This is a genomic window from Cellvibrio chitinivorans (assembly GCF_035117775.1).
GTDB lineage: Bacteria > Pseudomonadota > Gammaproteobacteria > Pseudomonadales > Cellvibrionaceae > Cellvibrio > Cellvibrio chitinivorans.
On sequence record NZ_JAYKKN010000003.1, the window covers coordinates 130,442 to 151,961 of the forward strand.

The following is a 21,520-nucleotide window of genomic DNA, read 5'->3' on the forward strand; positions in this document are numbered from 1 at the left end:
AAAGAAACCTGAGGGAAATCAAAATTGCTCCCACTCATCCTCTGCAGATGAACTTGGTGGAGTGAGTTTTTTACCCACGTCTCGCGTCTTGTGCTCAATCGGCTTGGTAGTCGTGCGCGCAGGATTTTTTGCAGGCAATTTTGATGCAATTAAATGCTTCGCGGTTTTCACCGGCTGCTCATAATTTTCATCAAGACGAAATTGCCCTACATTGCGATTTAACTGATCTGCTTGCGACTGCAAACTCTCAGCTGCAGCAGCAGCTTGTTCAACGAGCGCAGCATTTTGTTGGGTCATCTCATCCATTTGCGAAACTGCAGTTGAAATCTCTTCAATACCTGTCGACTGCTCCGCCGAGGCAGCTGCAATCTCCGCCATAATATCGTTGACACGCTTAATCGCACTGACAATTTCTTTCATGGTATCGCCTGATTTTCCTACCAGACTATTGCCACTATCAATTTTTTGTACAGAATCTGAAATCAACGCTTTAATATCTTTTGCTGCATTTGCAGAGCGTTGGGCCAATGTACGAACTTCCGATGCAACCACCGCGAATCCACGCCCTTGATCACCTGCGCGCGCCGCTTCAACTGCGGCATTCAAGGCAAGGATATTGGTTTGGAATGCAATGCCATCTATCACGCCGATAATGTCAGAAATTTTCCGAGCCGATTCATTAATCGCATTCATGGTTGTTACCACTTGCTGGATCAACGCCCCTCCATCAACTGCAACCGTTGAAGCCTGTTCTGCAAGCACATTAGCTTGCTTGGCATTGTCTGCATTTAATTTAACCGTTGAAGTAAGCTCCTCCATTGAAGATGCTGTTTCTTCCAAATTGGCAGCCTGCTGCTCAGTGCGACTTGAAAGGTCAGCATTACCCTGGGCTATTTCACTGGATGCAGTGAAAATCATATCTGCCGCACTGCGAATTTCACTCAGCATAGTCGTGAGACTGCCCGTTGTTTCATTACAATAATTTTTTAAGTCACCAAAGGTACCTGTGTAATCTGCATCAATTCGCTCAGTTAAATCGCCCTTCGCAATTGCGCCTAAAACACGCGCCACATCATTCAGGCCTTTCTCGGCGGTAGTCACAAGACTATTTAAACCCTCAGCCAAAGCAAGGAAGAAACCCTCCTTACCATCAACACTGACACGCACACTGAAATTACCAGCAGCTGCGGAACTGACAATGTTACTTACCTCTGCCTCTACGGCGACCTCAGCAGTCCTATCCTGCCACTCCACCACTGACCCAAGACGGGTTCCGTCCTTACTAAAAATGGGATTAGCAACCAACCGAAAATGACGTTTTCCTACCACTATATTGGAGGTATATGCGGTCGTCAGATTCTCCAGCAATTTCATTTGATGCATAGGATTTTTATGGAAACTATCCATATTACTGCCCACTACTTTATCGACTGAAAAATGGGGCAACACTGTGCGTAAATCCGCTTCCGCAACGCGCAACATTTTCTCTACCGATTTATTCATGTAAATAATTTTACGATCTGCATCGGCAATCATGACATTGGTTGTGGTGGTCTCTAGCGCACCTAATATGCGGCTAAGCTCATGTTCAGCGGCAACTTCCTGTGTTCGATCAATCCACTCCACCACTGTCCCCAAACGCTCGCCTGCATCGGAAAAAATTGGATTAACAATGAGACGAAAAACAATGCCGGCTACCGTTATTTGACTGGTATAAGTATCTTTCAAGTTTGCTAGCAATTGCATTTGATGCGAAGGATTGCGATGAAAAATATCGATATTGCTACCTAACACCTTATCGACAGCAAAATGCGGCAAGGCTTTACGCAGCTCCGGCTCAGCTGCACGCAACATTTTTTCAACCGATTTATTCATGTAAATGATGTTTCGATCCGGGTCTGCCACCATCACATTGGAAGATGTGGAATCCAGCGCGCCTAATATGCGGCTCATTTGATGTTCTGATGTTAGTTTTTTAAGTGCGTCAGATGTAACATCAGTTGCATACTTAACCACCTTAAACGGGCGCCCATCAGCGCCCAAAATTGGATTGTAGCTGGCTTGAATCCAAACCTCCTTGCCACCCTTACCAATACGCCGATATTGCCCGGCTTCAAAATCGCCACGACCAAGTCGATCCCAAAAGAGGCGGTACTCGGAACTGGAACGGTAATCAGGATCGACAAAAATACTGTGGTGGCGACCTTTTATTTCATCTAGGCTATACCCCATCACATCCAAAAAATTTTGGTTCGCATTGAGAATCGTGCCGTCCAATGCAAATTCGATAACGGCCTGCACGCGATTAATCGCAGCCAATTGCCCGCGCATATTCTCAAACTCACGCTCATCGACTTTTATTGATTTAGCGGAAGAACTCGAATTAAACATACTGATGATATTCATTACACTTTCTCCTTATACACTAGCGCCGGTTGCTTCTGGTGCGTCGAATAACCCGAGTTCTTCGCTCGATATCAACTCATCAATGTCTACTAAAATTATCATTTGTTCATTTACGGTTGCCAAACCCAACAAATAACGGCTATTGAACGCAACACCAAAATCCGGCGGCGGTCGCAACTGTTCCTTTGACAAACTCACAACATCAGAAACGCCATCTACCACTATGCCGACAATACGATTATGAATGTGCAGGACGATTACAATCGTAAATTCATCGTAGGTCACATTGCCCACGTCAAATTTAATGCGTAAATCCACAATGGGCACTATATCGCCGCGCAAATTGATAACGCCTTTTATAAAGGGGGGAGCATTTGCAATTTTAGTGACAGACTCATAACCACGAATTTCTTTTACAGTGAGAATATCGATAGCATAATTTTCATCACCCAATGTAAAAGTAAGAAACTCTTGAATGGTATTTGATATAGGTGTTGTACCCTGTTCCATAAAACAACTACCTCGGCTAAATAACATTTTCAATTAAACAGCTGTTGCGATCTCGACATTGTGATTTACGTTTAGCGCCAGCGATTCCACATCCAAAATCAATGCGACACTGCCATCACCCATAATGGTCGCGCCGGCAATTCCCTGAACACGCTTGTAATGTTGCTCAAGACTTTTTATAACAACTTGCTGCTGCCCAACCAAAGCATCCACAAACAAGGCAAATCGATATTTAGTTGTTTCAATCAAGACGACAATGCCTTTACTTGCATCGGAAAAATGGGAATCCAATTGCATGATTTTGAACAGGGGCAAGATTGGCCAATATTCATTGCGCACATGCAGCAATTGGTCATCACCAGCCAAGGTTTTGATATCTGCCGCGGAAGGTTGCATAGACTCAACAATATGAACCAAAGGAACAATAAAAGTTTGATCGCCCACAGAAACGCACATGCCATCTACAATCGCTAGCGTTAACGGCAAATGAATAGTAAAAGTAGCACCTACACCTGCTGTTGACTCAATATCAATCCGCCCTCCCAAACTTTGTACATTGCGTTTTACAACATCCATACCCACGCCACGACCAGACACATCCGTTACTTCAGCTGCAGTCGAAAATCCGGGAGCAAAAATCAATTGCCAGACTTCTTCATCTCTAGGACTATCCGCAATAGGAATATTATTCTCTCGCGCCTTTGTAAGAATTCGTTCCCGATTAAGCCCGGCACCATCATCGCTAATACTGATAACGATATTCCCTCCCTGTTGCGCAGCACGAAGCACAACAGTGCCAATTGGGTTTTTACCGTGTTCGCGGCGTACATCAGCCGATTCAATTCCATGATCAATGCTGTTGCGCACCAAATGCGTTAAGGGGTCGACAAGTTTTTCTGTCAGTCCTTTGTCCAGCTCAGTTTCGCCCCCCTCAATCACCAAATCAATTTGCTTGCCCAATTTGCTTGAAAGATCTCTTACAACTCGCGGAAAACGATTAAATACAAATGAAACTGGCAACATGCGAATTGACATAACCGCCTCCTGAATTTCACGCGTATTGCGCTCAAGTTCATTTGCAACGGTTTGAAATTTTTCTGCAATGGCACCATCCAGGCTCTTACCCAATAAACTCATCATTGATTGAGTGATAACAATTTCACCGACAAGATTAATCAGCTGGTCAACTTTCGCCACATCGACCCGAATAGAAGAGCTCTCAGGAGAGGTGATTTCGTTTTGCTTGGGTTTTGTTGAAACTGTTTTTACTGACGTATGCCCTGTTCCAACCTGATTATTTACATCATTAATACTGGACGACACTGCTGATGTGCCGGGCGAGCTTTTGGGAGCTTGTTTGTTATTTTTTTCAATTTCTGGGGGCAAGGATGGATTAGCTGTTGATGCAGCAATAGGCTCCGCGCCATCCACTAATAAATCTTCGAAAAAACCAAATACATCATCACTCCGAGGAACAGAATGAGTGCTGTTATTTTTAATTGGTGCAGGCTCATCATCTAACGATAATTTCTCATCTGGAAGATCATCAAAGAAACCAAAACTTTGCTCTGATTGTGGCGGCTCATCAAAAAAGCCATAAGCATCATCTTTAACTGTAGGCTCTGGAATAGTAAAAAAACCGTAGCCCTGCTCGTTATTGTCTTCGCCAGCAGTTTTATTGCATCCACCTGATGTAACGCTTTCCAGTTCACTTGTTATCTTATGAACGGAAGACCAATCTATATCACTGCTTGTTCTATATGAATGTAAAATACTTTTTAGCTGATCAACTGAATTCAGGAACAAATCAACCATAGTCTCAGCAATTGGCATTTGTCCTTTACGGATTTTATCAAGCAGGCTCTCCATAATATGGGTAACACTTCCTAGTGCATCAAACCCAAAAATCCCACTACCGCCTTTTATTGAATGAGCAGCGCGAAAAATACTATTAAGCATCTCTGAATCTGGATTATTCACATCCAAGTCCAGAAGTAACTGCTCCATTTCTTCGAGGTGCTCCTGACTCTCCTCAAAGAAAACGGTATGAAATTGCCGCATATCGATAGACATATCCACGTCCTTCGAAAAATTGAACCTAAAACAATTCGCGTTAGCCCATTACTTTTTTTGCAATCTCAAGCAGTTTTGCAGGATCAAATGGTTTGACCATCCATCCGGTTGCACCCGCCGCGCGCCCTTGTGCTTTCATCGCGTCACTCGCCTCGGTAGTAAGCACAACAATTGGCGTGCGCGCATGGGAAGGTAACGCGCGGGTAGATTTAATAAATGTTAGCCCATCCATATTCGGCATATTCTGATCCGTCAGAATAAAATCGTAACTTTTGGTTTTGCATAAATTAAATGCTTCCAGCCCATCCTTTGCAGCTGTCACCATATAACCTGCAGATTTGAGTGTTGCTTCTACCATCTGTCTCACAGACACAGAATCATCCACAATCAGTACATTCTTTCCCATAGCTCCCTACCCTTTAATCTCAAAAAATATCTGATAGCTATCAGAGTGATCCAGTAGCTCTAGTCTTGTGTGCACTTTCGATGCGATGAAGATCTAACTTGCAAATTAAAATATCGTCATTAAATCCTTGCCCCTCTACATGCCGATTTAGGGCCTCCACTAAGGCTTCCAATTGTGCATCTGAATTTGCACAAAGATTATCGATAACGCCCTGCATAGAAAACCGCACATCATTATTATTAGCGGCTTCAATTAAGCCATCTGTATAAGCGATTAATTCACCGCATCCATCAACAGGGCAACTCACAACACTATTATCAAATAAGTCTTCACCCAAGATTCCCAACGCCATATGCCGGGATTCAAACTGGTTAAACACATGACCATTCTTCATCCAATGCACAGCAGGCATTCCTCCATTCCACACATCAAGCATGCCATCTGCAAAACGCCATCGAATCAGTACTGCAGCCACAAATCGAAAGTCAGGAGTATCTCTAACTAATTTTTTATTTATCTCCGCAACAATCGATTTAACATCGAACCCCTTACTAACCATGGTATTGAAAACATTGACCACAGGTAAAAGAGTAATGGCCGCCGACAAACCATGACCTGTTGCGTCTGCAAGCAAAAAATAAAAATCTTCCTCTGGAGACATCTGGGTCAGGACGATATCACCACTAAAAGCCAGCAAAGGTTTTAACCAACTGGTTACACCTTCAATTAGTTGGTTATTTTGTTGCAACAAATATTCATAGGTAAATTTTGCTACTAGCTGCTCTTGTTCTGAATCCCGTTTAAATCGCTGCAACTCCTTGTTTTGCGCTACAATGAGCCCCTGCATTTCTACAATTTTTATTAGAGACATCACCTTTATTGCAAACAACGAATAATTAATGGGTTTAATTAGATAATCATAAATTCCTTTGGAAAAACATTGCTCAATAAACACAGGGTCATCATTACCACTAACTATCATCACCGGAGGTGCAATCGTTCCCTGATAGTATTTTTGCAGACTCACAAGAAAATCATCACCAGTTCCATCACCAAGGTTATAATCCAAAACAATCAAATCAAACTCTAAACCTGACTTTAACAATCCAACGGCTTCTTTAAAGGAGCATGCCGACTTGGTTGCAAAACTCTTTTTCTGTAAAAAAACGCATAAAATGTTATTTAAGTGCTCCTCATCCTCCACAACCAACACAACTTTAGTAACCATCTATTTCATCTCAATTATCTTTTGTAAATTCGCAAGGATTAGAATTTCTTTCGGGAAATCCCTCATATTTACTAAAATAATTTTTGCTTCTTGCGATTGTGCTTTCCTATGCGCCATCACTAGCAAACCTATACCTGCGCTATCAATATATTCCATATCCGCACAATCCAGAGTGACTTGATTTGTGTGAGCTAATATTTCTTCCACTTGATTATTGAAGGCACTAATCGAGGAATAGTCAAAACGTTTTGGCATTCGAATAGCACCAATACCAGACATATTTAATCACCTTGGATTTAGAACAAATCAACTGATCCGCTAGCAACCGAATTGGCAGATACAGGGTTATGTTTTTGTCGGAACGGAGATTGTCGATATCTCGCCAATTCATCATCCAAGCGAGAGAGTCCATCATCTGCACTTTGCAGAGAATCAATAATAGGCACCAGCTCTTCCAATCGCTGAATAATGTGGCGCATATTTTGGGTGGACATATCTTCAAATTGTAGAGCGCGTGTCGCATTGTGCAGTGCAACCACCAACTGCCCCACCAAGGCTTCCATATCTTGATTAATGCGCTGATCTTTATCTGCTTTATCGATTAAATTATCACTGACACTCTGCATTTCTGCTTTCGCTTTTAAAACGTAAGTCATATCCTGCGAGGCCACTTCACCAACAACATGACTAAGCTCTTTAATTGCGGAAGCTATATCATTTAAACGCTTTTGAATTTCCAAGCTGAAACCAGCCGAGCGATTTGATAATGCGCGAACTTCATCTGCAACTACCGCAAATCCTCTTCCTGCATCTCCTGCACGAGCAGCTTCTATTGCTGCATTTAACGCAAGTAAATTCGTCTGCGCGGCAATTTGATCAATGTCTTTTAATGCTTTTTGAACATCCGGCATTTGTTTGGCGATTGCCCCAACTTTCTCAGCAAGCTCTACCGAGGAGGCGCTCATATTGACTGTGGTATCAACAAATTGATTGAGTAATTTGTAGGTTTTTTCTGCAAATAGATTCATTCTCGCAGAAATACTATCGCCGCTTTCCCCTGCATCAGCTTCATATAGCAACTGCTGCATCCCTTGCTGTTGCTGCTCCAATAGGTTTTTAATCTGCTCAAACGCCTGAGCCAAGGTATTTACTGCATCAGCTTGAATACCAATTTGAGCGGATAAGTTGCTCATGCTTTCCTGCATTACCTCACCCACAATCGAACTAGTTTCACCTAATGACCCTAGCGGGCCTGAATGATTATCCCTTTCCGCGGGAAGTTTTAATTGGGAGTTTTCGTTTTGCGGGCTGGCGCTATTACCGATAAATGAAGCAGGAAAAAAAATTATGCAAACAAGCAGAGCCGATACTAAACCGGCTCCTGCAATTGGATGAAAATAAACGCCTATAAACGAACCTGCCACAAATGCAACAGAGGGCAGCCATAATTTTTTCACCTGCATAAATGAATTCAACTCCATTGATCCCTGGGTGACCTGGCTAGTTTTTTACCAGCTGATTTACAAAACCAGTATTTTTATAAGACGTTTTAACAGTAGCAGGTTTATAGCGGCTTGCTGGGTTTGCAAAGAATTTGGCATGGTTTTATAAAAAAATAGTCGTTAAGACTTTTTTATTACGCAAGATAAATTACCAAAAGACTTAAAAAAATTATTTTTATTTTGATTAATTCTTTAAGTCAAAAAAAACGGCAGCCATATGACTGCCGCTTTTAAACCACTCAAGATTACTTGAGCATGTTGCAACAAAATAAACTATTGAATCTCTAGAACGCCTTCTTCGATTTTTGCTTTCCAGATTTTGGGGCCAGTGGTGTGCACTGATTCACCGCGCGAATCCACCGCCACAGTTACCGGCATGTCTTTCACATCAAATTCGTAGATGGCCTCCATCCCCAATTCAGGAAAGCCAAGCACCTTGGATGATTTGATCGCTTGCGCTACCAAATAGGCCGCACCACCCACTGCCATCAGATATACCGACTTGTTATCGCGAATCGCCTCAATTGCAAGTGGGCCACGCTCGGATTTACCGATCATGCCGAGCAAACCGGTTTGCTCCAGCATGGTGCGGGTGAACTTGTCCATACGGGTCGCAGTCGTCGGACCAGCGGGGCCGACCACTTCGTCGCGGATTGGATCAACCGGGCCAACGTAATAAATGAAGCGGCCTTTCATATCGACTGGCAGCGGCTCACCTTTGGCGAGCAAGTCAGTCATCTTTTTATGCGCAGCATCGCGGCCGGTGAGCATCTTGCCCGATAGCAAAATGGTCTCGCCTGTTTTCCAGTCCTGTACATCTTCTGGCTTGAGTGTATCCAGATTTACGCGGCGCACGCTGTCACCCACTTCCCAAGTGATATCCGGATAATCTTCCAGCGCGGGCGGGGTCTGGAACGCTGGGCCAGAACCATCCAATACAAAATGTGCATGGCGGGTTGCCGCGCAGTTAGGGATGATCGCCACTGCTTTGTTCGCGGCGTGAGTTGGGTAGTCTTTGATTTTGATGTCGACCACAGTCGTCAAACCACCCAAACCCTGGGCACCAATCCCCAAGCGGTTTACTTTGTCGTACAACTCGATACGCAATTCTTCATAGCGATCATTGGCACCGCGCGCTTGCAGCTCTTGAATATCAACCGGATCAAGCAGCGCTTCTTTTGCCAAGAGCATGGCTTTTTCAGCAGTGCCACCAATACCGATACCCAGCATGCCCGGCGGACACCAGCCAGCACCCATCTCAGGAACCACTTTTAAAACCCAATCCACGATGGAATCCGATGGGTTCAGCATCGCAAATTTAGTTTTTGCTTCAGAACCGCCGCCTTTGGCCGCTACATGTACATCGACAGTGTTGCCGGGGACTATGTTGTAGTGAATCACAGCGGGCGTGTTGTCGCCGGTGTTCTTACGCGCGCCATCCGGATCAGCCAGAATCGATGCTCGCAATACGTTGTCGGGGTGGTTATAAGCACGGCGTACACCTTCATTGACCATGTCGGTGAGGCTCATTTGCGCATCCCACTGCACATCCATACCCACGGTCACAAACACGGTCACGATACCTGTGTCCTGACAGATAGGGCGGTGCCCCATGGCACACATGCGCGAGTTAATAAGGATTTGCGCCATCGCATCTTTGGCGGCTTTGTTTTGCTCGCGCTCGTAGGCTTTGTGAATGGCTTGAATGAAATCTACCGGATGGTAGTAGGAGATAAATTGCAACGCATCGGCGACGCTGTCGATAAGGTCTTGTTGGCGAATCACGGTTGGCATAATGAACTTCTCGAATTGTTAGATCGGATATCGGAAGGGATAAAACCGGGCGCCAATTCTACACCATCAGCCCTGATCTTTCAGGCTTGGAATACTGACATAACGCGATCACACCCTAGTGCTGGTTGACGTGCAAATACACAAGCAACAGCTAGACTGCCAAATAACAGGCAAACTCATTTACACAACCCAATACACTTAGGCGGTTATTAAAAGGAATCACAAGGTTATGAATGCTCTCTCACTGCGCTTTAAACTGAGTTTGAGTGTCGCGCTTATCCTCGCCTTTAGCATGGGTTGCCTGAGTTTTGTGGCATGGCGTTCGATGTCCCAAAATGCAGCAAGCTCGATTGAGCAAAGCGCCAGCTCTATGCAGGAGACCATCGATAGTCGCCTGCGCGAAATCGCCCAAAGCAGCGCACTGGAAACCAGTAGCTTACTCAACCGCAACGCCGATATCGCTGTGCATTTGGCCGCGCTCCTCAGCAGCACCGCGCAAGGTGCGAGTGCGCCCAACTATTCACGCGCGCAGGTCAAACAACTCACGCAGGACTTACTGCTCGCCTCCCCTTCTGCCTCCGCCATCTACGCCCAATTTGAACCCAATGGCTATGACGGACGTGATGCCGAGTATCTTGATGATCGCCTCTACAGCTCGGAAATCGGCAGCATGGCGCTCTATTGGGTCGCGAATAATGGCCAAGCGGAATTTAACCGTGTCGACTACGCCACTCAAACAGATACCAGCTTGGATGAAAACGGCCTGCGCAAATCCGAGTGGTATTTGTGCAGCAAAGACAGCCGCAAAACCTGTTTAATGGAACCCTATCTATACGAGATCAGCCCCGGCAATGAAATGTTGATGACATCCATTGTTTCGCCAGTATTGGTGCAAGGTGAATTTCGCGGCGTTAGCGGGATTGATATCAATCTGCCCGTCCTGCAACAACAGCTTTTATCGCAAGCACAATCGCTCTACGACGGCAAAGCCAGTTTGTATCTGCTAAGCAGCAAGCATTTAATCGTCGCCAGCAACCAACACCCGGAGTCGTTGGGCAAAGCACTTGAACAGGCCGATAATTCACTCGCCACTGCACTGGCACAAAATAACCAAGGGCAATTCATCTATAAGGATCAAATTATTACGGTGGAAACCATTCGTGTGGATGCAGTGCAAAACCCCTGGAAAATTGTGATAGCGACACCGCGCGCGCTGGCGTATGGCGTGGTGGACGACCTTTCCATTTCATTGGAAGAAAGCAGCCTAAGCACTGCCAGCAAAATGATTGGCCTCGCAGTTATTTTGTTGGTGGCGTTTGTGATCATAGTGTCACTGTGGATTAAAGCGGCGACGCAACCAATTGTGCGTATGAGCGGCATGATGCGCGAACTCGCCAGCTCCGAGGGCGACCTCACCCAAAAACTGGTTCCTTCAAATGACCGCGAATTGATCGATATGGCCAACGGCTTCAACAGTTTTACCGAAAAACTGCGCGGCATGATCATCGCCATCAAACAGGATTCGGAAAAGCTAAAACAGCAGAGTAATAATCTGACGGGAACATCGAAAAACACGCGCTCGGCAACCGAAATTCAAGTGGAGCAAATTCAAAATATTATGGCGGCGATCAATGAAATGTCGGCCACCGCCAATGAAGTCGCCAAACTGGCGAGCAATACTTCAACCGATTCAGAAAACTCCGTTAAAGAAATTAATCACGCACGGGATTTATTCCAAAGCACACTGGCGGAATTCAAAGGCGTTGCGACCGACTTCTCTGACTCCAGCCGCAAAATTCAACTAGTCGCAGAAAGCAGCACTAAAATCAGTGGCATTACCGATGTTATTCAGGGCATTGCCGCGCAAACAAATTTGCTTGCACTCAACGCAGCAATTGAAGCTGCGCGCGCTGGCGAACAAGGGCGCGGCTTTGCCGTAGTAGCAGATGAAGTGCGCTCACTGGCAGCGCGCACGCAGCAATCGACAGAGGAAATTAAAAATTTGATCCAAGCCCTGCAACAACAAGTGGATCAATCAGTCGTGCAAATTAATCAAAACACCCAGCGGGTTGGCGATACGCTCATCGAGGCCGAAAATGCCTATGAACGCTTAACTACTGCAACGGCAGGTATGAACGCCATCACCGACAGTTCTTATCAAGTGGCTGCGGCCGCAGAAGAACAAAATCAAGTGACGGAAGAGATTAATCGCAATATCTCTGCTATCGGCGAAGCCACACAGGAGCTGGAGCGCTTGGCCAACAGTATTTTCTCGGCCAGCGGCAATGTAGATAAAATCACTCAGGATATCGACAGCCATCTCACACAGCTGCGCTGCTGAAAATGCTCTGTTAAAAAATGAGCTGCAAAAAAACGGGGCGATTTGATCGCCCCGTTTTTTTAAATCTAGCAATGCTCAAGATGCTTCACTATTGAGCGCCGCCCATTTGCTGCTTGAGTTGCAGTAACTCGCGATTGGTACTACGGCGGAAATCATCAATCGATTTAATCGCTTCTTCGTTGTTGCTGGTGCGGGCAGCCAAACTATCCAAAGCGGTCATTTCCAAGCGCATCTTATCCAGCTCTTCTTTCAGATTTTGCAAACCCTGAACCTGCTGGCTGACACTGGTGCTCATGCCATCAATTTTTGCTGCTGCTGCATCGGCAACCGTTTTATTCGCAGCAACTTCTGTCTTCAAAGAAGCGACACCGGCTTTTGCATCAGTACCAGCTTTTTGCGCATTGGCCGCATCGCGCGCAACTGCGGTAGTTTTTTCGGTGTTAGCGGCAATTGCTTTGCGATTGGTTTCAATCAATGCAGTAATACGGCGCACTTCAGCATCCACTTTTTTCACGTTGGATTGCAGAGTGACAACCGATGCGCTGGACTCTTCCGAAGACAAATTCAACTGCTGCTCCAAGCCCTGAATACGAACATCGGCTTGCTTCAACATTTCCTGCGCTTGGAACAATTGCCAGCCAAGAAAGCCCGCGCCGCCAACGGCAACAAGCGCAATAATTAATGCGACCGCCGGTAAACTACTGGAAGGCGCTGCTGGCACATAAGCTGGAGTCGAATGCGGGGTGGGTTTGCGCGCAGGTCGCGCTGGCGCTACATCGTCATCGCGATCATGTGTTTGTGGCTGCGGGCGACGCGAATAAGAATCCGTCGGTTCAGGGGTTCCGCCAGTCGATAATGTGGGTTCTCTGCGTTCCATAACAACAAATACCTTAGGATGAGACGATGATCAAAGTGAGTAACGAATGCGCGCAGTTTATAGCAGCGCACACGACAAACATAGGCCAGCACTTTTATTTCACGCAATAAAAAACGGGCGCGAAGCCCGTTTTTTGTACCGCAAAACCTAATTACTTAGCGTAGTTAGAGTTCACGAATTCCCAGTTTACCAACGCCCAGAAAGCGTTCATGTAAGTTGGGCGCGCATTGCGGTAATCGATGTAGTAAGCGTGTTCCCACAAATCCACAGTCAGGATTGGAGTAACAGAAGCATCGGTCAATGGAGTTGCTGCGTTGCTGGTGTTTACGATAGCAACAGAACCATCGGCCTTTTTCACCAACCAAGTCCAGCTTGAGCCGAAGTTGTTGATAGCAGAGGCGGTGAATTCTTCTTTGAACTTGTCAAAAGAACCAAACGCTTTGTTGATCGCTTCTGCAACAGCACCAGTTGCTGCGCCACCGCCGTTAGGGCTCAGGCAGTGCCAGTAGAAAGTGTGGTTCCAGATTTGCGCGGCGTTGTTGAATACGCCACCAGAAGAGGTTTTGATCACCTCTTCCAAAGATTTGCCTTCAAACTCGGTACCAGGAACCAGACCGTTCAACTTATCAACGTAAGTTTTGTGGTGCTTGCCGTGGTGAAATTCCAAAGTTTCTTGAGAAATATGAGGAGCCAAAGCGTCGATTGCATAAGGCAGTGCTGGTAATTCAAAAGCCATGATGTTTCTCCTAGGTCACGGTTGTTTAGAGTCGATCTATGTTTAAACTTCTGTCGCGAATAATAGCAACTAATTGAAATTACGATTATTAAAAATTCACTATCGCAAAAAAACAGGATGGTCAGTTACTAAAGATTATCAATTGCCCAAAACGATTACGGCCCACTAGGGGCCGCAATTGTCGAGTGGGTCGGCTTACATCATGCCGCCCATACCACCCATACCGCCCATGCCGCCCATATCTGGAGCAGCTGGTTTGTCTTCTGGCAGATCAGCAACCATCGCTTCGGTAGTGATCATCAAACCAGCGATAGAACCTGCAGCTTGCAGCGCAGTACGAGTTACTTTTGCTGGATCGAGAATACCCATTTCGATCATGTCGCCGTATACACCAGATGCAGCGTTGTAACCGAAGTTGCCAGAACCTTGTTTTACTTTGTCAGCAACAACTGATGGCTCATCACCAGCGTTAGCAACGATTTGACGCAGTGGAGCTTCCATCGCACGGCGAGCAATCGCGATACCGGCGTTTTGATCTTCGTTGTCACCTTTCAGGTCAACTATTGCAGCAACAGCACGCAGCAGAGCGGTACCGCCCCCTGGCACAACGCCTTCTTCTACTGCAGCACGGGTAGCGTGCAGAGCATCTTCAACGCGCGCTTTTTTCTCTTTCATTTCAACTTCAGTTGCTGCGCCCACTTTGATTACCGCAACACCGCCAGCCAGTTTAGCTACGCGCTCTTGCAGTTTTTCACGGTCGTAGTCAGAAGAAGTTTCTTCAATTTGTACGCGGATTTGTTGTACGCGCGCTTTGATCTCTTCAGCGTTACCAGCACCATCAACGATAGTGGTATTGTCTTTGTTCATGGTTACGCGTTTTGCAGTACCCAAATGCTCAACGGTAGCGCTTTCCAGATCCAGGCCTACTTCTTCAGAGATCACAGTACCGCCAGTCAGGATGGCGATATCTTGCAGCATCGCCTTGCGACGATCACCGAAGCCAGGAGCCTTAACTGCAGCTACTTTCACGATGCCACGAATGTTGTTTACAACCAGTGTCGCCAGCGCTTCGCCTTCAACATCTTCTGCAACGATTACCAGTGGCTTGCCAGATTTGGCAACGCCTTCCAGCACTGGCAGCAATTCGCGGATGTTAGAGATTTTCTTATCAACCAACAGGATGAACGGATGATCGTGTTCAACGCTCATGTTGTCTTGGTTGTTGATGAAGTATGGAGACAGGTAACCGCGGTCAAACTGCATACCTTCTACTACGTCCAACTCGTTGTCGAGGCTGGTGCCTTCTTCAACGGTGATAACACCTTCTTTACCCACTTTTTCCATTGCTTCAGCAATCAGCGCGCCTACAGACACATCACTGTTTGCAGAGATGGTGCCTACTTGTGCGATAGATTTGGTATCTACACAAGGAACAGAAATCGATTGAACATGCTTAACTGCTTCGATGATCGCTTTGTCGATACCGCGCTTCAGATCCATTGGGTTCATGCCAGCAGCAACTGACTTCAAACCTTCGTTAACAATGGCTTGAGCCAATACGGTTGCAGTAGTAGTACCGTCACCTGCGTCATCAGATGCTTTAGAAGCAACTTCTTTCAGCATTTGCGCGCCCATGTTTTCGAACTTGTCTTTCAGAGAAATTTCTTTAGCAACAGAAACACCATCTTTAGTGATGGTAGGTGCGCCGAAAGACTTCTCCAGCACTACGTTACGGCCTTTTGGGCCAAGGGTTGCTTTAACAGCATCGGCCAAAATGTTTACACCAGCCAACATGCGTTGACGTGCGCTATCACCAAATTTCACTTCTTTAGCTGACATATCTTCAATTCCTAAAAACTTTTGTTAATCCGGTGAAGCTGCTTGATCGCAACTCCACATTCAATTCGTGAGGGTCTGACTTAAACCAGAACCGCTTTGATGTCTGATTCGCTCAGGATTACCAGCTCTTCGCCATCGATACTGATGGTGTCGCTGCCAGCATATTTGCCGAATACAACTACATCACCAACTTTTACATCTAATGGGCGCAGCTCACCGCTTGCCAATACACGGCCATTACCTACTGCCAGAACTTCACCTTGATTCGGCTTCTCTTTTGCAGAACCAGACAGGATGATGCCGCCAGCGGTTTTGGTTTCTTCTTCTTTGCGACGAACTACAACGCGATCATGCAACGGACGAATTTTCATGGAACTTTGTCTCCTAACAATACGGGTTTAACAAGCTTGGAATCCGGCTTTTCCGCCCTCAAGGGTAAAAAGCATGATGATTCCGCGTGATGACATATAGGGACGGCCAGAAAAGTTTCAAGGCCGTCAGTAAGGCCACCGATTTACGGGACACCTCCCCCTTTAAGATTAATTAAAGGTGGCGGCCTAAAAGCGGTGAAACCTATGTGGGGCTGGGTTTGGGGATTTCAACCTGATGCGGTGAAAATTGTCGAAATGACTCTACTTTGAGCCATCTTTAGGCTCTTGCGAGCCAGAGGATTCGGGCTCTTGATCAATAGTCACGCCGATGTGAGGCTGATCGGCATTGGGCTGATCAGGATGCGAATGCTCCGAGCCTTGGTGCTCATACACATTACCTGTCGATGATCCAAAAGGCCCTGCCCTAAAGCCAGATGCTTGAAAGTCGCGCGCACGCACCGCGACATTGGCCATCCAACGCGCTAACAGCAAACGGCGCACCAAGGGGATAAAACACAACAATGCCAAAAAATCGGTGATAAACCCGGGAATAATGAGTAGTACAGCGCCTATCGCCTTGAACAATCCATCGCCTAGCGATTGCACCGGCATAACCCCACTACGGGCATTTTGCGCAGCCTTCATCATGTTTGACGTGCCCAGATAACGCAGTAGATTAACCCCCACCAAAATCATCGCCACCAACCAAGCGATCACCGCCAAGGCGCCGACTTCGCTGCCAATGACAATCATCAGCCACAACTCCAGGAAAGGTAACAACAACAGAGGGAGAATACGCATCAACAACATCCAGAAGAAGAAAAACCCAAGTCTACCATTTGTAGCTCACCCCCAGTGACATGCGCGTATCCTTGTCTTTGCGCATTGGCTGCGGATCGCGATCCAACCAATAGTCAATTTTAAACTCGGAATAAATACGCTTGAGGATCATCGAGCTAAGCCCGGTAGAGGTTTTTAACTGCAAATTCGGGTCATTGTCGGTGGGCTGCAAGACTTCATTATTATGGAAAAACCCAACGCCCCACGGCAGGTTGTAGCGAAAATCAAAGGCAAATCCCAGCGCGAGAAAATCATCTTCCGGGGCGTAATCTCCCTCCAGCTCATCGGGTAGCACATAGGACTCTTCCATCAATGCCAAGCCTGATTTCATCGACAAGGTGATGGTTTTATTCTCAAAGAATTGATAACCCGCGCCAGAACCCAAGTGGTGATACGCGCTGATTCCGCGCTGGGGGTCAGCACCCGCCAAACCACTGTTGTACCAAAACCAGTGCTCACCCATAAACCAATCGAGTGAATAACGCATATTCCAACGCTCCTGTGGCGCAGAATAATTCCAAGAGGCACGTGCAAATTCACCACCGAGCACATGACGGAAGTCATTGCGGCGCAACTTGACCTCGCCTTGTGCATTCCACTCATCGCGCACTTCGTTACCACGCGAATAGGCTCCCCAGAGCTTTAGCTCTCCGTGGTGCTCATAGGCGCCTTTTTTATAGTCCTCATAGGGCATAAGTGTTTTAACACGCAGCAAAGATGCCCGCTTAACCTTCTCCGATTCTTCACAGCGGTAGCGCAAAAACTCGGCATCCATGGGCTCCAAACGGCAGGGAACATTGTTGCCGTTAATTTTTAAAGCAACATCGGATTGAATATTTTTAATGTCGCTCTTTTTGATGCTCTGCTCGCCAAAATTAGTCGAACGCCACAACAAATGATCTTCATCGATGCTTACTAACTCACCCTCCAGTCGATCACCATTGAGCAGCTCAACCACGCCAGCGTTCGCACACAGACTGAGCCAACACAATAAAAAACAACAGGATGAGAGGGCTTTTTTCATAGCAGACCTTCCAGCGGGACTGGCCAATTCAGAGGGTAACTTTCTCTTTTAAATGACACCTACCCTCTACTGCAATGCTAAAAGTGTTAATAATGTTAATTTAGGTTACCTTGCGTTTACTCACGTAAAGTCGTCGCGCGAATCGCCAAAATTTATACACTTCGCGCAACACCTACTCACATCTACACCATGATTGCCGCTATGAACAAACCCAACACCAACGCTCACCCCAATAATCGCGAAGCACTTTATTTAGCGCTTATGTCCGTCCCCGCTGGTTGTGTGATTACCTATGGGCAACTTGCCGCGCTGGCTGGATTACCCGGTGCAGCGCGGCTAGCAGGAACGGTTTTGTGTGGATTGCCCGAGCACACTGAATTGCCGTGGCACAGAGTAATTAATGCACAGGGAAAAATTTCTCTGCCCGAAGATTCGGCGGGCTATAAAGAACAGAAAAAACGACTGGAAGCAGAAGGCGTAAACTTCACCAATAACAAAATCAACCTGAAAATTTACGGTTACACTGTTCACACAAACTAGCCACATCAACTAGCCACATCAACTAGCCACATCAACTAGCCACATCAACCAACAAGCACTCATCGCCCCCTATGAATTCATCTGATAACAACGCCAACGCCACCGACAAAGACAACTCCCAGAACCAATACAAAGGCTGGCGCGGTATCAAACGCGCGTTCGCAACACCTTCGGCGATTACATTATTTTGCTTGGGACTAGGTTCCGGTTTGCCATTTTTATTAGTCGGTGGCATGACTCTATCGACTTGGTTGCGCGACCTTGGGTTTGAACTCAGCGTGATTGGATTGATCAGTTTCGTCGGCTTTTTCTATGTGCTCAAATTTTTATGGGCGCCGCTAATCGATAAATACAGCTTGCCGTTTTTAGGGCGTCGCAAAGGCTGGCTGGTCACATCGCTAATTGTTTTAATTTCTGCGCTGATCGCGATTGCTCTCATAGGGCCTGAATCATCACTTAGTATTTTTATTGTACTGGTTGGAATTGCGGCCTTTGCCGGTGCGTCGCTGGATACAGTAGTTGATGCTTATCGCATTGAGATTGCACCTGCTGAATATCAGGCAGCGTTGGCGGCGACTTATATTTTGGGCTATCGCATTGCGCTGATCTTATCGGGCGCAGTGGCTTTTTATCTCGCTGAATTATTTAGCTGGACTAGCGCTTATTTAATGATGGCGCTCTGTTTGGTTATCCCATTAATTGCAGCGTTTTTTTGCAAAGAACCGGATGCTGAGCGCACACTGGAAGTACGCGATGTTCATATCGTGGATGCGTTTATCAAACCCTTTCAAGAGTTTTTTTCGCGCAACGGTGTATTGCTCGCACTGGCGCTATTGGTGTTTGTCGGCCTGTTTAAATTACCCGACCAAATGATTGGCGTAATGGCGGGGCCGTTTTATTTGGATTCAGGTTATACCAAGGCAGATATAGCCACAGTCTCTAAATTGTTTGGTGTTTGGGTCGGTATTGGCGGTGCATTTTTAGGTGGAATTTGTATCGCCGCATTCAGTATGCGCAGCATGTTATTTGTCGCGACGCTGGTCGTCTCTCTATCGAACATTGCTTATTTATTGATGGCGAATAATCCGGGGCAGGAGTGGGCATTTTTTGCGGCAATCAGCGCCGATAATATTTCCCAAGGTTTTGCGGGTGTTGTGCTGGTAGCGTTTATGTCAAGCCTCACCAACCAGAATTTCACCGCGACTCAATATGCGCTATTGGCATCACTGGCAAACTTACCAGGTAAATTTATTGGCGGACTGTCTGGGTATATCGTGGAAGCCAGCAGTTATTCCTGGTTTTATATTTTGAGTAGTCTATCGGTAATACCAACACTGCTGATTCTTGCCTGGCTTTGGAATCATTTGAAAAAAACCGAAGCGTCGAGCAGCACATAAATAGACATCCAAAAAAACAAAAAAGCCCTGTCGATAAACAGGGCTTTTTGCTGGCATGCGATTTATCTAACGTAAAAACTTAATCGCGGAAGTTTTCAAACTGCATTGGCATTCCCAACTCGGCGGCACGCAAGGCGGCGATACACTCTTGCAAATCATCGCGCTTTTTACCCGTTACACGCACTTGCTCACCTTGAATGCTGGCCTGCACTTTCAGTTTTTTATCTTTCACCAAGGCAACGATTTTTTTCGCCAGATCTTTGTCGATACCGGTGCGAACTTTTACTTCACGTTTAACTTGTTTACCCGCACTCTTGACCTGCCCTACTTCCAGACAGCTCACATCAATGCCATTTTTTGCCATGGCTGGTCTGAGAATGTCGAGCATTTGATCAAGTTGCATTTCAGCATCAGCAGTGATGGTGATTTCGTACTCTTTGAGCTCGAAACTGGCATTCACGCCCTTAAAGTCAAAACGATTGGTAATTAAACGCTGGGCTTGATCAACCGAGTTGGTCAGCGCGTGTTTATCAACTTCTGATACCACATCAAACGATGGCATAACTAACCTCTTCCAAACAAAATTAAATCATTCACACAAAGAAAAAAGGTTGCCTATCAAACAACCTTTTCTTATCAATTACACAACTATTAAACAATCAACGTCGCAAAGGCGATAGCGCAAATCCAGAACAACAGAGAACGGGAATACAGCGGCACGCTGGATTTCACCAAAGCAAAAGAATAGGCAGGTTCAGAGTGAGTGGTGATTACATCACCGGTCAGATCTTCAATAATATCCTGCGTTTCCTCTTCCATTTCTTCCTGCATCTCCGCTTGTTCAGCAGAATTCATTTGCTCCATAGCGGATGCTGAACAATCGGTTGGCGCACCTAAAGCACCGCGCAGACATTCGTTCAAAACATAATCAGATGAGCTTTGCATATCGAGCAGATTTTTACGCAGTGGACAGGTTTCAAAGTTACCTACCAGCGCCCAAGTAATACCCATCAAGCGTACCGACGGTAACTCCAGCAACCACAGCCATTGATTAGCAACCGCCTGTGCTTCGCTGCCAGCTTCAGCGAAATCGCGATACAACACACTCAAGCGATATAACAAAGCACCAAACGGCCCTGCAATAAAGAACCAGAACAGCACCGCAAACATGCGTTCAAATCCGCGATAGGCAAATACTTTCAACGCCTCTGTGTGCAATCCGCGCCAATCACTCACATCTGCTACTGACTCACTCGCGCGCAGACGATCCAATAATTGCGTCGCAGCAACACTATCACCACGAGTCGCCAGTGCGATGTATTCCTGCACATCGGTCAAAATATTTCCGCGCCCAAGGCTGTACAACAACACCGGCACATAGAGGAAAAATAAATACTGTTTTCCCGCCAACTCATAGATCAGTACAAAAGCAACCACTAATACGATCAACGAGATAATTAGTGATAGCGCCAGTGGTAATGCGGGAGCAGCCGAGAGGCCAGGGACTTTTTGCAAGCGATTGCTCAGCCATTTAAACCAGCCGTCATATTGAAGAAAACTGGCGGAACCAAGCCAATACACTATTGCGAGTACTGCAACCAAACTGAGAAAAATCATGTTGTCTAATCACTCTTCA

At 46.2% G+C, this 21,520-nt stretch carries 18 protein-coding genes and 1 pseudogene; 3 read left to right on the forward strand and 16 right to left on the reverse strand.

Annotated elements, in window-relative coordinates; genetic code table 11:
- Positions 1-18 precede the first annotated feature (18 nt).
- The 8 genes and pseudogenes from SPL68_RS10435 to SPL68_RS10470 form a co-directional block, all read right to left on the reverse strand.
- Positions 19-2,406, reverse strand: coding sequence for a methyl-accepting chemotaxis protein (locus tag SPL68_RS10435; protein ID WP_323815079.1), 2,388 nt, complete (start codon positions 2,404-2,406; stop codon positions 19-21).
- 12 nt (positions 2,407-2,418) lie between these two features.
- Entirely contained in the window at positions 2,419-2,916 is a 498-nt protein-coding gene (locus tag SPL68_RS10440; protein ID WP_323815080.1) for a chemotaxis protein CheW, read from the reverse strand.
- A 33-nt stretch (positions 2,917-2,949) separates the two neighbouring features.
- Complete coding sequence (locus tag SPL68_RS10445) at positions 2,950-4,989, reverse strand: chemotaxis protein CheA (protein WP_323815081.1); 2,040 nt, start codon at positions 4,987-4,989, stop codon at positions 2,950-2,952.
- Between the two features lie 40 nt (positions 4,990-5,029).
- Complete coding sequence (locus tag SPL68_RS10450) at positions 5,030-5,395, reverse strand: response regulator (protein WP_323815082.1); 366 nt, start codon at positions 5,393-5,395, stop codon at positions 5,030-5,032.
- A gap of 40 nt (positions 5,396-5,435) precedes the next feature.
- Positions 5,436-6,623 carry a SpoIIE family protein phosphatase gene (locus tag SPL68_RS10455; RefSeq protein WP_323815083.1) on the reverse strand — a complete coding sequence of 396 codons (1,188 nt, stop codon included), beginning with the start codon at positions 6,621-6,623 and terminating at the stop codon, positions 5,436-5,438.
- Positions 6,624-6,902 carry an STAS domain-containing protein gene (locus SPL68_RS10460; protein ID WP_323815084.1) on the reverse strand — a complete coding sequence of 93 codons (279 nt, stop codon included), beginning with the start codon at positions 6,900-6,902 and terminating at the stop codon, positions 6,624-6,626. It abuts the gene before it with no gap.
- Between the two features lie 17 nt (positions 6,903-6,919).
- Positions 6,920-7,504 (reverse strand): annotated as a pseudogene (locus tag SPL68_RS10465) (methyl-accepting chemotaxis protein); the annotation flags it as partial.
- An 894-nt stretch (positions 7,505-8,398) separates the two neighbouring features.
- On the reverse strand, positions 8,399-9,919 hold the full coding sequence (locus tag SPL68_RS10470; protein WP_323815086.1) for a fumarate hydratase: 1,521 nt from the start codon (positions 9,917-9,919) through the stop codon (positions 8,399-8,401).
- Positions 9,920-10,148: 229 nt separating this feature from the next.
- Between SPL68_RS10470 and SPL68_RS10475 the strand changes: the two genes are divergently transcribed.
- Positions 10,149-12,260 carry a methyl-accepting chemotaxis protein gene (locus SPL68_RS10475; protein WP_323815087.1) on the forward strand — a complete coding sequence of 704 codons (2,112 nt, stop codon included), beginning with the start codon at positions 10,149-10,151 and terminating at the stop codon, positions 12,258-12,260.
- Between the two features lie 88 nt (positions 12,261-12,348).
- On the opposite strand, the gene SPL68_RS10480 is transcribed toward SPL68_RS10475, so the two are convergent.
- The 6 genes from SPL68_RS10480 to SPL68_RS10505 all read right to left on the reverse strand — a co-directional run bounded on the left by SPL68_RS10480 (position 12,349) and on the right by SPL68_RS10505 (position 17,947).
- Positions 12,349-13,137, reverse strand: a complete 789-nt coding sequence (locus tag SPL68_RS10480; protein WP_323815088.1) for a hypothetical protein — start codon at positions 13,135-13,137, stop codon at positions 12,349-12,351.
- Positions 13,138-13,288: 151 nt separating this feature from the next.
- Positions 13,289-13,873, reverse strand: a complete 585-nt coding sequence (locus SPL68_RS10485) for a Fe-Mn family superoxide dismutase (protein WP_323815089.1) — start codon at positions 13,871-13,873, stop codon at positions 13,289-13,291.
- Positions 13,874-14,068: 195 nt separating this feature from the next.
- Positions 14,069-15,712 carry a chaperonin GroEL gene (gene groL / locus SPL68_RS10490; protein WP_323815090.1) on the reverse strand — a complete coding sequence of 548 codons (1,644 nt, stop codon included), beginning with the start codon at positions 15,710-15,712 and terminating at the stop codon, positions 14,069-14,071.
- 80 nt (positions 15,713-15,792) lie between these two features.
- The gene (locus SPL68_RS10495; protein ID WP_323815091.1) at positions 15,793-16,083 is read right to left on the reverse strand and encodes a co-chaperone GroES; all 291 of its coding nucleotides are present in this window, start codon (positions 16,081-16,083) and stop codon (positions 15,793-15,795) included.
- Between the two features lie 261 nt (positions 16,084-16,344).
- The gene (locus SPL68_RS10500; RefSeq protein ID WP_323815092.1) at positions 16,345-16,884 is read right to left on the reverse strand and encodes an FxsA family protein; all 540 of its coding nucleotides are present in this window, start codon (positions 16,882-16,884) and stop codon (positions 16,345-16,347) included.
- 31 nt (positions 16,885-16,915) lie between these two features.
- A complete protein-coding gene (locus SPL68_RS10505; RefSeq protein WP_323815093.1) occupies positions 16,916-17,947 on the reverse strand; it encodes a DUF481 domain-containing protein in 1,032 nt (343 codons plus the stop codon).
- A 201-nt stretch (positions 17,948-18,148) separates the two neighbouring features.
- On the opposite strand from SPL68_RS10505, the gene SPL68_RS10510 reads away from it, so the two are divergent.
- Positions 18,149-18,487 (forward strand): MGMT family protein, encoded by a 339-nt coding sequence (locus SPL68_RS10510; protein WP_323815094.1) that lies wholly within the window; start codon positions 18,149-18,151, stop codon positions 18,485-18,487.
- Positions 18,488-18,558: 71 nt separating this feature from the next.
- Positions 18,559-19,884, forward strand: a complete 1,326-nt coding sequence (locus SPL68_RS10515) for an AmpG family muropeptide MFS transporter (protein WP_323815095.1) — start codon at positions 18,559-18,561, stop codon at positions 19,882-19,884.
- 79 nt (positions 19,885-19,963) lie between these two features.
- Here SPL68_RS10515 and SPL68_RS10520 read toward each other — a convergent pair whose 3' ends face one another.
- The gene (locus SPL68_RS10520) at positions 19,964-20,446 is read right to left on the reverse strand and encodes a YajQ family cyclic di-GMP-binding protein (protein WP_323815096.1); all 483 of its coding nucleotides are present in this window, start codon (positions 20,444-20,446) and stop codon (positions 19,964-19,966) included.
- Positions 20,447-20,535: 89 nt separating this feature from the next.
- Positions 20,536-21,501, reverse strand: a complete 966-nt coding sequence (gene ampE / locus SPL68_RS10525) for a regulatory signaling modulator protein AmpE (RefSeq protein WP_323815098.1) — start codon at positions 21,499-21,501, stop codon at positions 20,536-20,538.
- Between the last annotated feature and the right edge of the window lie 19 nt (positions 21,502-21,520).

Bases quoted from the DNA above. Each gene is read 5' to 3' on its own strand.
- SPL68_RS10450 (WP_323815082.1), bottom strand. From the start codon at position 5,395: ATGGGAAAGAATGTACTGATTGTGGATGATTCTGTGTCTGTGAGACAG.
- SPL68_RS10445 (WP_323815081.1), bottom strand. From the start codon at position 4,989: ATGTCTATCGATATGCGGCAATTTCATACCGTTTTCTTTGAGGAGAGT.
- SPL68_RS10515 (WP_323815095.1), top strand. From the start codon at position 18,559: ATGAATTCATCTGATAACAACGCCAACGCCACCGACAAAGACAACTCC.
- SPL68_RS10505 (WP_323815093.1), bottom strand. From the start codon at position 17,947: ATGAAAAAAGCCCTCTCATCCTGTTGTTTTTTATTGTGTTGGCTCAGT.
- SPL68_RS10510 (WP_323815094.1), top strand. From the start codon at position 18,149: ATGAACAAACCCAACACCAACGCTCACCCCAATAATCGCGAAGCACTT.
- SPL68_RS10460 (WP_323815084.1), bottom strand. From the start codon at position 6,902: ATGTCTGGTATTGGTGCTATTCGAATGCCAAAACGTTTTGACTATTCC.
- SPL68_RS10440 (WP_323815080.1), bottom strand. From the start codon at position 2,916: ATGGAACAGGGTACAACACCTATATCAAATACCATTCAAGAGTTTCTT.
- SPL68_RS10435 (WP_323815079.1), bottom strand. From the start codon at position 2,406: ATGAATATCATCAGTATGTTTAATTCGAGTTCTTCCGCTAAATCAATA.
- SPL68_RS10520 (WP_323815096.1), bottom strand. From the start codon at position 20,446: ATGCCATCGTTTGATGTGGTATCAGAAGTTGATAAACACGCGCTGACC.
- ampE (WP_323815098.1), bottom strand. From the start codon at position 21,501: ATGATTTTTCTCAGTTTGGTTGCAGTACTCGCAATAGTGTATTGGCTT.
- groL (WP_323815090.1), bottom strand. From the start codon at position 15,712: ATGTCAGCTAAAGAAGTGAAATTTGGTGATAGCGCACGTCAACGCATG.
- SPL68_RS10475 (WP_323815087.1), top strand. From the start codon at position 10,149: ATGAATGCTCTCTCACTGCGCTTTAAACTGAGTTTGAGTGTCGCGCTT.
- SPL68_RS10485 (WP_323815089.1), bottom strand. From the start codon at position 13,873: ATGGCTTTTGAATTACCAGCACTGCCTTATGCAATCGACGCTTTGGCT.
- SPL68_RS10470 (WP_323815086.1), bottom strand. From the start codon at position 9,919: ATGCCAACCGTGATTCGCCAACAAGACCTTATCGACAGCGTCGCCGAT.
- SPL68_RS10455 (WP_323815083.1), bottom strand. From the start codon at position 6,623: ATGGTTACTAAAGTTGTGTTGGTTGTGGAGGATGAGGAGCACTTAAAT.
- SPL68_RS10480 (WP_323815088.1), bottom strand. From the start codon at position 13,137: ATGGAACGCAGAGAACCCACATTATCGACTGGCGGAACCCCTGAACCG.
- SPL68_RS10500 (WP_323815092.1), bottom strand. From the start codon at position 16,884: ATGCGTATTCTCCCTCTGTTGTTGTTACCTTTCCTGGAGTTGTGGCTG.
- SPL68_RS10495 (WP_323815091.1), bottom strand. From the start codon at position 16,083: ATGAAAATTCGTCCGTTGCATGATCGCGTTGTAGTTCGTCGCAAAGAA.